Genomic DNA, 14,730 nt, shown 5'->3' on the forward strand with positions numbered 1-14,730 from the left:
GCGGAGGACTGATGACACACGACGACGACGCCCCGCCGGCGATGACGCCCCGCACGCGGCGCATCGTGCTGTGGTTGCTGATTCCCGCCGTGGTGCTGACCGCGCTGGGGATGGCGTTGCTGTGGCCGTCCGGCGACGACCGCCCGGCCGACGGCGGCGGGGTGATCGAGGTGGCCGGGCGGGTCGAGGCGGTCACACCGGCCGACTGTCCCGAGGGCGAGCTGCCGGAAGGCGCCGCATGCGGGACTGTCACGGTGCTCCTGACCGACGAGGACCGCAGGGTCGAGACCGACATCCCGTCCGGCCCCGGAGCGGTCACGGTCGCGCCCGGCGACGACGTCGTGCTGCTGCACCTGACCGAGAGCTTCACCGGCCGCGAGTACACGATCAGCGACCACCAGCGCGGCACCGAGTTATGGCTGCTCGGCGCGGCGGTGGCGCTGGCCGTGATCGCCTTCGGGCGGTGGCGGGGCCTGCGCGCGCTGGCCGGCCTCGCGGTCACCTTCGCCGTCCTGCTGATCTTCGTCGTCCCCGCGATCCTCGACGGCCGCCCGCCGCTGCTGGTCGCGGTCGTCGGAGCGGCCGCCATCATGCTGACGGTGCTCTACCTGACGCACGGCATCACGCTGGCCACCACGGTGGCGGTGGCCGGCACACTGATCGCCCTGACCATCACGGCGCTGCTGTCCGCGCTGGCCACGAGGGTCGTGCACCTCAACGGCGTGGCCGACGAGGCGACCAGCTTCCTGTCCATCGCGCAGAGCGACGTCAACATGCAGGGCCTGCTGCTGGCCGGCATCGTGATCGGCGCGCTCGGGGTGCTCGACGACGTCACGGTGACGCAGGCCGAGACCGTACGGGAGCTCGCCGTGGCCAACCCCGGTTACGGTTTCCGCCAGCTCTATGGCGCCGCCACCCGCGTCGGCCGGGCGCACATCGCCTCGGTGGTCAACACGATCGTCCTCGCGTACGCCGGTGCCTCGCTCCCGCTGATGCTGTTGTTCGCGGTCGGTGACACCCCCGTGTCCCGCCTGCTGACCGGTCAGCCGATCGCCGAGGAGCTGGTCCGCAGCGGCGTGGGCACACTGGGCCTGATCGCCGCGGTCCCGATCACCACCGCCTTGGCCGCGTTCCTGACCAGAAGGTCAACCCCGGTTTCCCGTACGGAGGAGGCCCGCCCCGCCCCACCCGGGGACGACCAGCCGTGGATGGCCTTCATCGACGACCCCCGCTGATCCGACCCGCCGGCCGGGCGACCCGGGAAACTCAGACGACCGCCAGCCCGAGCAGGACGGCCGCGCCCAGCAGGCCGGCTCCGGCCAGCACGCCGTTCCGATTGATCTCGGCACCGTCCAGTGGGGCCACGGGCACCAGGACCGAGGCCACCATCACGATGGCGGTGGTGGCCAGCCCACGGGCGATCGGAGCCGGGAAGGCGGCCGCCTCGACGAAGAGGACCAAGCCGATCAGGGCCAGGGTGACCGGGGCCGCGGCGTGCACCCTCGCAACGGTCGACGCCGGGCGGGTAACCGGGAGCGGCGCCCACGGGGCCAGCGCAGCCGTCACCACTCCGAAGGCGATGCCCGGAGTCCAGCTGGTCTGGACGATGGCCGCACCGGAGCGGCGGGCGGCGTACCGGCGTGACCGCAGAGCCACCGCCGAGAGCAGCAGCACACCGGCGGTCAGCCCGAGGATCTCGGCGAGCGGGCTACGGTTGCGCACGGCCCCGAACGCGAAGATCAGCGCGGTGGTGGCGACGGCCCAGGCGGGGTGGGGGAGGCGGCGGTCGGCCCGGGCTCCCAACGACTCCAGCCACTGCTGCGCGTGGCCCGGGGCACCGGCGGTGCGCGCCAGCATCAGGGCCAGCACCAGGACGGCCAGCAACCCGGCGGCGGGAGCGGGGGACAGGGCGGGCAGACCGGCCAGGCTCCACCGGGGCGGCAGCGGCTTCGAGAGATCCAGGCTGGTGGTGTAGGTGGCGGTGTCGGTGGCCGGCCGGCGTGGGGCGTCCCGCAGCTTCTCGTCCAGCGCGAAGGCCCGGGCCAGCGCGCCCTGCGACTGCAGGAAGTGCGCCGGGCCCATCTGCCCGTGGACGACGCCCAGGTTGAACCAGCCCAGGGCGTATCCGGGCCGGGCACCGACCGCGCGCCGCAGAGCCGTGACCGCCTCGTCGCGCCGGCCCAGGTGGGTCAGCGCCACGCCGAGGTCGTTCGCGGCCGGGTACGCCCCGGGGTCGCTCGCCAGCGCGGCGGTGTCAAAGCGGGCCGCCGCCTCGTAGCGACCGGCCCGATCGGCGGCGAAACCGGCGTTCATCAGGAAGGCCGGGTTCGCCGGGTCGGCCTGCAACGCCCGGGCCGCGGACTGGGCGGCGGCGTCGAGCCGGCCGAGCCCGATCTCGGCGAGCGACTGGTTGGCGTCGATCCGTTCGCGGAGCAGCACCGAGGGGTCGCCCAGATCGATGTGCGGGAGCAGCTCGCGGGCCGCCGAGTAGTGGTCGAGTGCGGCCCACAACTGCCCGGCCCGGCGCTCGGCGTCGGCGAGCTGGCCGCGCGCGTGATAGGCCACCACGGCGAACTCGAGCGACGCCTGCCGGTCGGCGCCGGTGGCGCCCCGGAGCTGCCGGCGGTAGACGGATCCGTACTCGGCGCTTCCCGCCACCGTACGAAGAAGTGCGAGCCCCTCGGCCGATCGCGACGTGCGCAGCAGGGCCGCGCCCGCGCAGAGCTGCATGCGCCAGGTGCCCAGGTCGTCGTCGCCGTGGGTGGCCCGGTTGCGGCGGGCCGCGGCGTTGAACGCGGTGACCGCCTCGTCGAACCGGGCCTGCAGGAACAGCACCTCGCCGAGCCGGCGCCACGGCAGGGCCTGACCGGCGTCCGCGTCGACGATCCACGACCGGACGGCCTGTTCGGCCCGGGGCAGATCGCCGGACCAGCGGAACAGGTTCTGCCGCGAGTCGGCGACCCACTCCAGCCGGGCGGGATCGATCGGCTGTCCCGTCTCGAGCCGGCCGATGTCACGGATGTCGGGGCCGCGCAGGTCGCAGTGGCGACCCAGGTTCTCGAGGGCGACCTGGTCGGTCGGGAGGCCGGCCAGCGCCGCCGGGGCGTGCCGGGCCAGCAGGGCGTTGCGGCGCCACGACAGCCCGGCGCATCCCGGGTTGTGTCCCACGAGCGGGCCCGGACGGTACGCCGGGATGAAGGCCAGATCGTCGACGTCGCCGCCGGCCCCGCCCGGTATGGACTGAAGCTCGATCGTGAAGGGGAGGTGACTGCTGGTCCCCGTCGACTGTGGACCGTGCGGCGGCTGGTCCGTGCCCTCGTCCTGGTGCCCGGGAACCGGGAAGAGCAGGGGGCCCGCGGGATAGGCGCCCTGGCCGCGATCGGCCAGGGTCCGGGCCGCCGACTCGGCCCGGTCGAAATGGTGCGCCGACTCGTTGGCCACGGTGAGGATTTCGAGCAGTGGTCCCGGCGTCGGCGTCCGCGGAGTCCAGGCTCGCACCGTTTCGGCCGCCCGATCCGGCTCCCCCAGGGCGATCAGGGCCCGGGCGAGACCGGCTGACGCGTTTTCGGCGTCGAAGGGGAGGGCGGTGAGATAGCCCTCGGCGGCGGCCCGCAGGCGTTGCCGGGCCGCGAAGGGTTGAGCGGTGGTCGCCCGCACTCCCGCCCGGAGGTCGTTGTCGGCGGTCGCGAGGATCGCCACCGCGGAACCCGGATAGCCCGCCGACAGCCGCGCGGCAGCGGCGTCGGCCCGTCGCTGGGCGTCGAAGCGGATCGCGTCGCCCATGTCGAAGAGGAGGGCGGCCCGGGTGGCCCGCTGGGACAGGTATTGGGCGAGCAACCACAGCGGCGCCGGGTCGTGCGGGCAGGCGACCACGGCCCGCTCGGCTTCGAGCTCCACCGGTCGGTCGCGCGGCTGCCCGTCGGCGGTGAGCAGCAGGAGCAGGTCGGTCTGGGCGGTGCAGCCGCCGTCGGCCCGGGCCCGGTCGAGAACGGCGAACGCCGCGGCGGCCGCGGAGACCCGTGCGCCGAATTCATCCGGGTTGCGGCCCGCGAACAGCATCAGGGCCGCGCCGAGCCGGCCCGCGGCCTCGGTGCGACCCCGTCGCGGGGCCGAGTCGAGCAGGCGTGTCATCGCCGGGTAGCGATAGGGATAGACGACATCGTCGTCCTCGCGGACGGCGGTCTCCTGCAGCGACTGGTCGGCGGAGAGCAGCCGTTCGAGAGCGCCGGCGCCGTCGACCCCGAGTGCTGATATCGCGGCCGGCCGCAGGGCGGCGAGGCCGTCGGGCCGGAGGCCGGCGGGCAGCCCACCGGGCAGCGGTCGCAACGTCGCCGTCGAACGGTCCCCGGGCAGGGCGCGGGCGGTCAGCTCGGTGTCCGGAGGAATCGGCTGAGCGGCGGCGACCAGGGCCGCCAGGGGAGTCACGAGCACGAGGAGCAGCACGCCGACCAGGACAGCGAGGTCGGCGACGGCGGCGCGGCGTTTGCCGGACACCGGCCCCATTGTCCGGACGGGCCCGGACGCCACCAGGGTCCCGTCGGGTTGACGACCCAACCCCATTGACGCAACCAAACAGTTGCCATAAGTTTGGTAGCAATCAAATGGTTGCTATAGGGGAGGTGTCGTGCGACCCAACCTGGTGCTGGCGACGCTGTTCGTCGGCATGATCGCGATGGGCAGCACCGAACTGCTCGCGGTCGGTGTGCTCGACCTGATGGCGGGCGACCTGCGCGTCACGATCCAGGCGGCCGGCACGTTGGTCACCGCGTACGCGCTGGGAATCGCCCTGGGCGGCCCGCTGCTGACCGCGCTCACCATCCGGCTCGACCGCCGCCCCCTGCTGATCGGCTCGCTCGCCCTCTTCGCCGTCGTCACCCTGCTGGCGGTCACGACGTCGAGCTACGCGCTCGTGCTGGTGGCGCGCACCCTGACCGGCGCCCTTCAGGGCGTGTTCATCGCGGCCGCCTTCACCGCCGGGGCCGCGGTCGTCCCGCCCGAGCGCACCGGCCGGGCCATCGCGGTGGTCATCTCGGGCAGCACGGTGTCGGGCGCCTTGGGCATGCCGCTGGGCACCTTGGCCGGCCAGGCGCTGGGCTGGCGGGCGTCGTTCACCGCGGCCGTCGTGCTGGCACTGGTCGCGCTGACCGCCACGGTCGCGCTCGTGCCCGCCGTGCCCAACACCGGCGGCGGCGCGGCCGGTCAGATCCGCTCGGCCCTGGCGCCCCGGGTGCTGGCCGTCGTCGCCCTGATCGTCCTGGCCTTCGCCTCGGTCTACGCCGCCCTCACCTACATAGTCCCGTTCCTGGCCGACGTCACCGGGGTCACCGGCGGCTGGGTCAGTGCTTTCCTGCTGGCGTACGGTGTGGCCACCGCGGTCGGTTCGTTCAGCGGCGGCCGTTTCGCCGACTCCAACGCCGCTCGCGCCCTGGTGGTCGGCTGCGCAGGGCTGGCGGTCTCGCTGCTCACGCTCTCCCTCTTCGGCGCGGCGGCGATCCTGGTGGCGGTGGCCGTGCTCGGCTCGGGGCTGTTCGCCATGGGCATGGCGCCGTCGATGCAGTACCGGGTGGTCACCCTGGCCGGCCCGGGCGGCGCGCTGGCCCAGTCGCTGCCGGCTTCCGCGGCCAACCTGGGCATCGCGCTCGGCTCCCTGGCCGGAGGCGCGGCGATCGGCGCGTATGGCATCCGGGCGGCCGCTTTCGCGGGTTTGGCGCTGGCCGCCGTGGCCATTCCGGTCGCCGCCGCCACCAGCCTGCTGAGGCCTCCGGCCGAGTCCCCGCGCGCGGAGCCGGAGCCGGCCCAGGTGTGAGGCGACGAGAGCCGTTTCCGCTCCGGCACGTCGTGTCGCCGGCTCTTCGGGGCTTCGTGATCGCCTGCTCCCGTCGGCCGTGAACGCGCGGCCTACCCTGGCGTGGTGGAACAGACCGGGGCGACCGGGGGCGGGATGAGTGCGTCGCGGTGGGGTGAGGTCGCGGAGAGAATCGCGGCGGCTCCTTATCCGGTTGAGGTGTTGCCGGTCGAGGCGGAGCGGGCCGCGGCATGCCTGGCGGGGCTGGAAATCACGACGGGGTCGTGGCTGGGTGCCGTCATCGTCGAAAGCGGAGGGTTGCTGGTGGACCACGGGTGGCTCCGCGTGCTGGGCGGCGGGCACGGCGGCCTGCCCAACGTGGTGAGCGCGTCGGATCTGGCCGCCGGGCGTGTGACCGTGGCTCTGGACGTGATGGGTGGGCAGTTCGTCTGGATGCGAGGGAGGACGGGGACGGCGCCGACAGTGCACTACTTCGGGCCGGAAGACCTGACCTGGGACGATCTCGAGCTCGGCTACGGCGACTGGCTCGACGCCATGCTCTCGGGTGGGGCAACCGGGTTCTATGAACCGCTGCGCTGGCCGGGGTGGGAGGCCGAAGTGGCGGAGGCCGGCCTCGATCAGGGGATCCACACCCTGCCGCCGCCCTGGACGGCCGAGGGGAAAGACCTGTCGGCGGTGTCCCGCCGGGCGATCGGGCTGCGGGAACTCGTCGACCTCCACGAGGACACGGCGCGTCAGCTCGGCTTTCTCTGAAGGAACTCGCCGAAGCGCTCTCCGATCAGCTGGTGGGTGGGGGCGTCGGGGTGCAGCTGGTCGGGCAGGGGGTGCTCGGCGAAGTCGGCCTCGCCGTACAGGTCGAGACCGTCCACGTAGGTCAGGTTCGGGTCGGACTTGGCCCGTTCGGCGACGATGCGGGACAGCTCGTCGCGGATGACGGTCAGCGTGAGCTTGCCCGCCGCCTTCTCGGCCGGGTCGCCGGTGGCCACGAAACTGACCCGGCCCTCCCGCAGGGCGGCCATGTCGAAGGCGCCGGGGCCGGGGGTGTCCTCGTGGATCGGGCAGTAGAACGCGGAGACGACGATCAGCGGCGTGTCGGGGTGGCCGTCGCGGATGGTGTCGAGGAAACCGTGCACGGCGGGGCCGAACGCGCGCAACCGCATCAGGTCGGCGTTGACGATGTTGATGCCGAGTTCAAGGCTGATCAGGTCGGCCGGCTGGTCGCGCATCGTGCGGGCGGTGAACGGGTCGAGCAGGGCGCTGCCGCCGAAACCGAGGTTGGTCAGCGCGACACCGGCCCGGGAGGCGGCGACGGCCGGCCAGATGGTGCTGGGGCTGGCCGCGTTGGAACCCTGGCTGATCGAGCTGCCGTGATGCAGCCAGCGGGGGCGCTCGTCGGCGGGGGCGGGCTCGACCGGTTCGTCGGTGCGCAGCTCGACCAGCTCGGTGCGCTCGTAGTGCGGCAGCCAGATCTCGACGGTCTTCAAGCCGCGGGGCAGACCGGAGAAGCTCGCGCGGCCGGGCTCGCCGAGCTCGGTGTCGGTGGCGCCAGTGGTGAGGTCGACCGTGACGGTGACGCCACCGGTGACAGACTGCTGCCCGGCGAGGATGCCGTCGGTGTACAGGTCGTAGACGCCCGGCGGGCGGGGCGGCGCGCCGCGGTGGACCACCCTCGTGGGCACGGTGACGAGCTCGACGTGGGTCGCCCGGGTGCGGAAGACGACTCGTACGCCGGAAGGTTGTGCCTCCACCATGGACAGCTGCGGGTCAGGGCTTTGGGCGCGCGCCCACGCGGGCAGACGGTGCGGTAGCAGGCCGTGAGCCGTGGGCTCCAGCTCGATGGCGCCGCGGACCAGGGCGGCCGTGACGGGTGTGGTGATCATGATGTTTCTCCTGAATCGGGCCAGTGGCGCAGCAGGGCGTCGAGCGCGTCGAGGATGCGCTCCCACGACTGCTGCGGGCCGGGTTGGCTGTGGTCGAACCCGCCGCCCAGCTCCTGCGCGATGAAGCCGTGAAAAGCGCTGCCGATCAGCCGTACGGCATGGGTCTGGTCGGGCTCGGTCAAGTGGTAGCCACGCAGGATCGCGCGGATCATGGCGGAGTGGCGGGGGCCGGCGCTGCCGAGGGCGGTCTCGTGGTCGAGCCGGAGCTGGGCCGCCGCGTAACGGCCGGGGTGCTCGCGGGCGTAGTCGCGGTAGGTGTCACCGAGCGCGATCAGCGCAGCCTTGCCCGCGCGCCCGGCCAGCGCCTCGGCACCCCGGTCGGCCATCTCGGCCAGCGCCCGCAGGGCGATGCGGGTGCGCAGGTCGTCGGCGTTGCGGACGTGCGCGTAGAGGCTGGCCACCTGGATCCCGACGTGCCGGGCCAGCGCCGACGGCGTCACCTGGTCGAAGCCGACCTGGTCGGCCAGCTCGGCGCCCGCTTGCACCACCCGTTCCGCGGTCAGTCCTTTGCGTGCCATCCGCACCCCTTCCTAAGGGCTCAAGGTTACCACCTAAAACTATTAGGCAAGACGTGGGCGGCCCTGCTCTGATTGACTGCGCGGATGCTCGAGATCAACGAGGTCGATGTTCACGACGACGCGGCGCTGCGGGCCTGGCACGACGCCGTCCGCGAGGGGGAGAGCGCGGGCCGGGCGGCGCCGATGGTCTTCACGTACGCCTCGATGGCCGCCTCCTTCCGCAATCCCGGCCCCAACACGCGCCGTCTGCCGGTGGCCGCGGTCGAGGCCGGCGCCACGGTGGGCGCTCTCCTGATCGACATGCCGCTGCGCGAGGATCTCACCACCGCCGTCGTGGAGATCAACGTTCCGCCCGCGCATCGCGAGCGCGGTGTCGGGGAAGCGCTGTGGCAGTGGGCCGACGCCCGTACGGCCGTCGAGGGCCGCCCGGTGCTCAGCGTCGAGATCAACGTGCCGGCCGGGCAGACACCGGTGACATGGCCCGGTTCCCGGTTCGCCGAGCGTCACGGGTTCCGCTGCGTGCACGCCGAGGACCACTTCGTCCGTACGCTGCCCGCACCGGTCCCGGATGTTCCCCTCCCGGCCGGCTACGAGCTGTTCACGTGGGCCGGGCGGTGTCCCGACGATCGGGTCGAGGACTTCGCGGCCATGCGGACGACGATGTCGCAGGACGTTCCGGCCGGGGAGCGCACGCATGACACCGTGGTCTGGGACGCCGAGCGGATCCGGGTCGGCGACGAGCGTGTCGCCGCCGGCTATCTCTCGGTGGTCAGCCTGCTGCGTACGCCCGAGGGGGATCCGGCCGGCTACACGCAGATCCTGGTGCCGCACGAGGACCCGGAGAACGCGTTGCAGGAGGACACGTTTGTCGCCCGCGCGCACCGGGGGCGCCGTCTCGCGGGTGTGCTCAAGTCGGCCAATCTGATCCAGTTGGAGGAGCATCGCGGGCAGCGGCGCTTCCTGCACACGTGGACGGCCGGCGACAATCCCGCGATGCAGAGGGTCAACGAGGCGTACGGCTTCCGGGTCGTCGAGCAGACTTTCACGTACGAGCGTTCCTAGCCCCGGTCGGACGGCTTCCCTTCGCGTACGGGCGTTCTCTGGCGCGTGTGGGCGGCTTTCCTTCGCGTGCGAACGTTTCTGGCCCCTTTCGGACGGCTCTCCTCGGCGTCCGGGCGTTTCGTGGCCCTCGGCGGGCGGCTTTCTTTCGCGTACGGGCGGTTTCTGGCCCCTGCGGACGGCCTTTCCTCGCGGGCGAGCGTTCCTGGCCCCTGGGCCGCGCTTAAGCGGGAGTGACGGACAGGCTGTCGAGGTTGCCGCCGCTCGCGCCGGTGGCGGTGGCTCGGATCCGGACCGCGGCGCCGGCCGGCAGGGACAAGCGCGCCGTGGCTGTCCGCCATGTCTTCCAGTCGCCGGTCGGGGGGAAGGCGACCGTCGCTACCGCCGTGCCGTTGACCGCGATCTGCAGTGGGCGGTCGGCGGTGCCGCCGTTGGCATAACGGAAACCGAGTGAGTAGGCGCCCGAGGCGGCCACGGGGACGGTCCACTCGACGTAGTCGCCGCCGTTGTTGGCGTAGTCGACGTAGCCGTTGCCGGTGTACCCGGCGTGCTGTGACGAGAGCACGGCCCCGCCCCGGGCGGCCGCTTCGGCCTCGTACACGGCAATCGGCGACGCCGGCGGGAAAGCGTCCCCGCTCGGCTCGACCGTGGCGGCCACCCCGCCGCCGGTCACGACGCTTGTCACGGGTGTCACGACCGACAGGATCCGCTTGGCGGCGTTCCAGACCTGGCCGCTGCCGTTCAGGATCGCGGCCGACTCGCTGGTGAAGGCGGGCAGGGCGGTGACTCCGGTGACACGCATGCCGACCGGCGCCGAAAGGCCGTGGAAGCGCACGACATACCGGCGGGCGGTGGGTGCGCCGCGATAGGTGCCACGGGGATGGGTGATCGTCACGCGTAGCGCGGCGTTGGTGAACCTGAGATCGGTGGTGCTGCTGGCCGAGCCGGAGCGGTGGTCCTCGGTGACACCGTCGTCCTCGTACAGCGCGAACGTGCCGTCCCGGCCGGTGTAGACCTCCATCTCGAGCTGGGACTTGTCGAGGAAGGCGGTGCTCTGCGCGTACTTGTACTCGGGCAGGATGCTGCCCGCCCGCACGTACATGATGATTTCGCCGGTGCTGGTGACGTAGCTCTTCTCGGCGGTGTCGGAGCCGACGTTCTTGGCGTCGGACCAGAAGTTGTACCAGGTGTCGCCGGCGGGCAGCCAGACGTTCTGCACCGTGCCACCGGTGTCAGTGGTCACCGGCATCACGATGATCGACGGACCCCACATGTACTGCAGGTCGTGGCTGTAGGCCATGCCGCGGTCCTGGTAGTCGACCACCATGGCCCGCGCCATCGGCACGCCGGTCGCGTGGGCCAGGTGGGCGACGGTGTAGATGTACGGAATCAACGTGTACCGCACGCGGCTGTACTTGAGGAAGTCGGCCTGTTCGGCTGGGCCCTGGTCGATGGGCCAGCGCGAAGCCGTCGGTCCCTGGACACCGGTGTCACCGTTGGAGTGCGGCCGCCACACCGGTGACACGCTCGACCAGGCCGCCACCCAGTTGCGGTACATGCCGCTCGACAGCACCGCGCCGAAGAACCCGCCACCGTCGATGTTGGCGAACGGGAAGCCGCCCAGCCCGGCGTTCTGCATGCCCCGGATCTGTTCCTGCATTTCCCCGTACGTGGATTCGATGTCCCCGGTCCACAGATGCCCGTAGCGCTGCTGCCCGGCCGTGGCCCCGCGCGTGAAGATCCAGGGCCGCTGGCTCCGGCCGCGGTCCCAGCCCTCCTGCCCGGCCGCCTTCTGGCAGTAGAGGAAGAACGCGTTGCGCAGCTCGGCCCAGCGCTGCCCGTTGCCGGCCAGTGCCCCGTACGGGATCGGGCCCATCTCGTCCGGTTCGTCGATCCAGAGCGCGTCGCCCGGGTAGCCCAGCGCCGGGTCGAGCGCCTTGGTCCAGAAGACGTTCCACAGCCATGTCCGCGTCGCCGGATTGCTCCAGTCCGGCACGGCGTCGTTGTCGCTGACACCGGTGACATCGGCCGGGGCGAAGGCGTACGAGGGCATCCAGCCGGCCATCTCGTTGGAGTTGTTGCGGTTGTAGTCGAGCGTGGTCAGCACGCCCTGCTCGTCGGCCCAGCGCTTGAACGTGGCCGGATCGGGCCAGCGCTGCGGGCTGAACTCGAACCACGACCCACCCCAGGCGCCGGTGCCGGCCCGCCAGCGGTTGTCGTTGACCTGCACGTCGAACGGATAGCCGGCGTTGCGCAGCGCGGTGATCCGGGTCGTCCACCAGTTCTGGTCGCTGACGGCGGGGAAGTTCTTGTCGGACAACTGCAGCCCGAACACCCCCAGCCGGGGGAAGCGGGGGCGGCCGGTCAGCTGCGTGTAGCGGTCGAGCAACTGCGCGAACCGGGGACCCTGGATGACGAAGTAGTCCAGCTGCGGCCGTACGCCGGGGGCGTCGTGACCGTCGGCCCAGAACTCGTACGTGCCGCCGTTGCCGAAGTTGAACGTGGTGTCGAACGTCGTGTTGAAGAAGACCGCGTACCCGCGCGACGACAGGTAGAGCGGGACGATCGCGGGCGCCTGATCGAGGTGCTGCGACCGCAACGGGTAGTTGTGCGCGACGATCTCGCCCGTGCGTTCGATCCTCGGCGCCCGGCCGAAGAGCCCGTGGCCGGCCTTGATGAAACGCTCCCCGGCGGCGGCCGCGGTGAAGGTCTGCCGGACGACGCTGCCGGCCCAGCTCATGCCGTGGGTCGCGTCCTCGCGGGCGAGCAGGGAGTCGTCGATGCGGCTGAAAAACTCCAGGCGCAGCGGATCCTTGCGCAGCACCACCTTCACGCCATCGGTGGCGCCTGTCGTGAGGGTGAGGCGGTCGCCGTCGTCGGTCACCGACAGGGTGCCGCCCATCCCGGCGTGGGCGGCCGGGTTGACCATCTCGTAGCGGTTGTCGGCGAAGAACGTCTCGCCACTGCGCACCGCTCGCACGCGGACGATGTGGTTCCCGTACGCGGTGACCCGCAGCTGCTGCCCGGTCGCGCTGGTGACCGTGAGGCTGCGGCCGTCGGTGATGTGGCTGCGGTAGGCGGCCAGTGTCTCGTCGGCCTGGAGGTCGATCCGTGGAACGGCCCCGAGCGCGACGCCCATCCCGGCCATCTTGAGAACATCCCGGCGAGTCGACATCGGCCACCCCTTGTTTCGACGATCAGTTCTCCATATCTATGTCGATCGATGGCCGGGGTCAATGCGAACTGCCCCTTCGGGCGGCACTCTTGCTCGGTGGGGCGGCCGACCGGGCGTGGTGGGCTTCAGGACTGCACGGTGGGGCGGACGGTGAGGCTGCCGATCTCGACGTCGGCCGGCTGTTCGATCGCGAAGCAGATCGCGCGGGCGACCGCGACCGGGTCCAGGCCGAAGTCGCGCATGCCGGCCTGGATGCGCTCGCGGGCGGACGGGTCCATGCCGTCGGCCAGCTCGGTGCGGACGAAGCCGGGGGAGATCTCGGTGGTGCGGATGACGCCGTCGGTTGACTCCGTACGCAGGCCCTCCATGATGGTGCGGGCCGCGTTCTTGGTCGCCGCGTAGACGGCCATCGTGGGCGGTGTGGTCAGGCCGGCGGTCGAGACCGTGGTGACGACGTGCCCGTGGCCCTGGCGCCGGAAAACCGGCAGGGCGGCGGCCAGACTGTTCAGCAGTCCGCGCAGGTTGACGTCGATCATTGCCGACCAGTCGTCCATGTTCAGCTGGTCGAGGCGGCCGAGCCGGGCAACACCGGCGTTGCTGACCAGCACGTCCAGGCCGCCGAACTCGTCCATCGCCCGCTGGACGAGCCGCTGCATGTCACCGAAGTCGGTCACGTCGGCCGGCACAGCGATCGCCCGGCCGCCGCCGGCACGGATCTCGGCGGCGATGGAGTCGATGCGTTCGTGGCGGCGCGCGGCGAGAACGACCGGCGCCCCGCGCCCGGCCAGCATGGTGGCGGTCTCCTGCCCGATGCCGCTGCTGGCGCCGGTGACGATGACGGTCTGTCCGGTGATGGGGTCGATGGCGGTCGGCATGGTGGCTCCCTGTCAGGTAAGTTGACACGTGTCCGGATAAGCGTATGCGGACACGTGTCCACTTGACAGGGGGGTTTCGTCACATGGCCGAGCGCCGGCTGCGCGCGGACGCCCTGAGCAACCGGGCGCGCATCGTCCAGGTGGCCCGTGACCTGCTGAGTTCGACGTCCGAGCTGCCGATGAACGCGGTCGCCAAGGCGGCCGGTGTCGGGCAGGGAACGCTCTACCGAAACTTCCCGACCCGCGAGGCGCTGCTGGCCGAGGTCTACCGCGCGGACGTCGATCAGCTGGTCGCCTCCGCCGGTACGCTGCTGGGGGAGCACGACGCGGCCACCGCGTTCCGCCGCTGGCTCGACAACGTCGCCGACTACGCCCGGGTGAAACGCGGGGTGCTGGCGGCGCTCGAACCCGGGTCTGGCCACGAACTGGCGGCCAGCCACACCGGCCCGATCGGCGAGGCCATCGACCGCCTGCTGGCCGCGGGGCGCGAGGAGGGGACGATCCGTGCCGACGTCACGTCGCGCGATGTGCTGATCCTGCTCGGCTTCCTGTCGCGCCTCGACGAGGCTTCGGCCGCCGAGAGCGCGCACCACATTCTGGACCTGATTTTCCACGGCCTGCGGACCCGAGGCGGGGAACGCCCGCGCGCCGAAGGGGCGGCGGAGACGGGCGGCTGACGGCTGACGGCAAGAACGGCTCGCGGGCGCGGGCCGGCAAGGGGAGAGGACTGACATGACCACGATTGACGACAAGACCTGGAACGACCTGCGCGAGCATGCCCGCGCGGCGATGGGCAAGGCGTACGCGCCCTACTCGCAGTTCCCGGTCGGGGCGGCCGCGCTGGTCGACGACGGGCGCATCGTCACCGGTGCCAACGTCGAGAACGCCTCGTACGGGGTCGGGCTCTGCGCCGAATGCACCCTGGTCTCCGCGCTGATCATGACCGGGGGCGGTTCGCTGGTCGCGTTCACGTGTGTCGACGGGGACGGCGAGACCCTGATGCCGTGCGGCCGTTGCCGGCAGTTGCTCTACGAGCACTCGGCCGACGGCATGCTGCTCGAGACCCTCAGCGGAATCAAGACGATCGACGAGGTTCTGCCCGACGCCTTCGGCCCGCGGACTCTCCGCCGCTACCAGGAATCCCATTAGCCTCTGTTTCGCGGCCGGGGCGGGAGCGAGGCGCGCCCGGCCGGGGGTTCCGGCGAGGCGGGTTGAACCGCGGAACGGGCACTAGCCTCCGTCTTTCATTAAGCAGCGAGGGTTTGTTGCCGCGGTGAGCTGGCGGCGAGGTTAGTGGCCAGGGCAGGTGGTATCGCCCGGCCGGAGGCCGGGTTGCTCCCTGGGTCCTGGTTGTTGG

General features: G+C 71.9%; 10 protein-coding genes and 1 pseudogene. 6 read left to right on the top strand and 5 right to left on the bottom strand.

The window, feature by feature from the left end:
• Positions 1-11 precede the first annotated feature (11 nt).
• On the top strand, positions 12-1,235 hold the full coding sequence (locus JIG36_RS24165; protein WP_203378638.1) for a YibE/F family protein: 1,224 nt from the start codon (positions 12-14) through the stop codon (positions 1,233-1,235).
• Between the two features lie 31 nt (positions 1,236-1,266).
• On the opposite strand, the gene JIG36_RS24170 is transcribed toward JIG36_RS24165, so the two are convergent.
• Positions 1,267-4,494, bottom strand: coding sequence for a tetratricopeptide repeat protein (locus tag JIG36_RS24170; RefSeq protein WP_203378639.1), 3,228 nt, complete (start codon positions 4,492-4,494; stop codon positions 1,267-1,269).
• Between the two features lie 130 nt (positions 4,495-4,624).
• Here JIG36_RS24170 and JIG36_RS24175 point away from each other — a divergent pair, with 130 nt between their 5' ends.
• Positions 4,625-5,806, top strand: coding sequence for an MFS transporter (locus tag JIG36_RS24175; protein WP_203378640.1), 1,182 nt, complete (start codon positions 4,625-4,627; stop codon positions 5,804-5,806).
• Between the two features lie 105 nt (positions 5,807-5,911).
• Positions 5,912-6,559 (top strand): DUF2625 family protein, encoded by a 648-nt coding sequence (locus tag JIG36_RS24180; RefSeq protein WP_307872892.1) that lies wholly within the window; start codon positions 5,912-5,914, stop codon positions 6,557-6,559.
• Here the strand turns inward: JIG36_RS24180 and JIG36_RS24185 are convergent.
• On the bottom strand, positions 6,541-7,686 hold the full coding sequence (locus JIG36_RS24185) for a GDSL-type esterase/lipase family protein (RefSeq protein WP_203378641.1): 1,146 nt from the start codon (positions 7,684-7,686) through the stop codon (positions 6,541-6,543). The two genes, JIG36_RS24180 and JIG36_RS24185, sit on opposite strands and share 19 nt — an antisense overlap.
• On the bottom strand, positions 7,683-8,264 hold the full coding sequence (locus tag JIG36_RS24190; protein ID WP_203378642.1) for a TetR/AcrR family transcriptional regulator: 582 nt from the start codon (positions 8,262-8,264) through the stop codon (positions 7,683-7,685). Before JIG36_RS24190 ends, JIG36_RS24185 begins: the two co-directional genes overlap by 4 nt.
• An 84-nt stretch (positions 8,265-8,348) precedes the next feature.
• Here JIG36_RS24190 and JIG36_RS24195 point away from each other — a divergent pair, with 84 nt between their 5' ends.
• Complete coding sequence (locus tag JIG36_RS24195) at positions 8,349-9,326, top strand: hypothetical protein (protein ID WP_203378643.1); 978 nt, start codon at positions 8,349-8,351, stop codon at positions 9,324-9,326.
• A gap of 220 nt (positions 9,327-9,546) precedes the next feature.
• Here JIG36_RS24195 and JIG36_RS24200 read toward each other — a convergent pair whose 3' ends face one another.
• Together JIG36_RS24200 and JIG36_RS24205 are read right to left on the bottom strand one after the other, a co-directional pair.
• Entirely contained in the window at positions 9,547-12,498 is a 2,952-nt protein-coding gene (locus JIG36_RS24200) for a TIM-barrel domain-containing protein (RefSeq protein WP_203378644.1), read from the bottom strand.
• A 125-nt stretch (positions 12,499-12,623) separates the two neighbouring features.
• Positions 12,624-13,373 carry an SDR family oxidoreductase gene (locus JIG36_RS24205; RefSeq protein WP_203378645.1) on the bottom strand — a complete coding sequence of 250 codons (750 nt, stop codon included), beginning with the start codon at positions 13,371-13,373 and terminating at the stop codon, positions 12,624-12,626.
• An 83-nt stretch (positions 13,374-13,456) separates the two neighbouring features.
• On the opposite strand from JIG36_RS24205, the gene JIG36_RS24210 reads away from it, so the two are divergent.
• Both JIG36_RS24210 and JIG36_RS24215 read left to right on the top strand, forming a co-directional pair.
• On the top strand, positions 13,457-14,050 hold the full coding sequence (locus JIG36_RS24210) for a TetR/AcrR family transcriptional regulator (RefSeq protein WP_203378646.1): 594 nt from the start codon (positions 13,457-13,459) through the stop codon (positions 14,048-14,050).
• 55 nt (positions 14,051-14,105) lie between these two features.
• Positions 14,106-14,498: pseudogene (locus JIG36_RS24215) on the top strand (cytidine deaminase); the annotation flags it as partial.
• Positions 14,499-14,730 lie beyond the last annotated feature (232 nt).

Origin of the sequence: Paractinoplanes ovalisporus, from assembly GCF_016834655.1 — a bacterium.
Taxonomy (GTDB): domain Bacteria; phylum Actinomycetota; class Actinomycetes; order Mycobacteriales; family Micromonosporaceae; genus Actinoplanes; species Actinoplanes ovalisporus.

Bases quoted from the DNA above. Each gene is read 5' to 3' on its own strand.
- JIG36_RS24165 (WP_203378638.1), top strand. From the start codon at position 12: ATGACACACGACGACGACGCCCCGCCGGCGATGACGCCCCGCACGCGG.
- JIG36_RS24185 (WP_203378641.1), bottom strand. From the start codon at position 7,686: ATGATCACCACACCCGTCACGGCCGCCCTGGTCCGCGGCGCCATCGAG.
- JIG36_RS24190 (WP_203378642.1), bottom strand. From the start codon at position 8,264: ATGGCACGCAAAGGACTGACCGCGGAACGGGTGGTGCAAGCGGGCGCC.
- JIG36_RS24195 (WP_203378643.1), top strand. From the start codon at position 8,349: ATGCTCGAGATCAACGAGGTCGATGTTCACGACGACGCGGCGCTGCGG.
- JIG36_RS24200 (WP_203378644.1), bottom strand. From the start codon at position 12,498: ATGTCGACTCGCCGGGATGTTCTCAAGATGGCCGGGATGGGCGTCGCG.
- JIG36_RS24205 (WP_203378645.1), bottom strand. From the start codon at position 13,373: ATGCCGACCGCCATCGACCCCATCACCGGACAGACCGTCATCGTCACC.
- JIG36_RS24210 (WP_203378646.1), top strand. From the start codon at position 13,457: ATGGCCGAGCGCCGGCTGCGCGCGGACGCCCTGAGCAACCGGGCGCGC.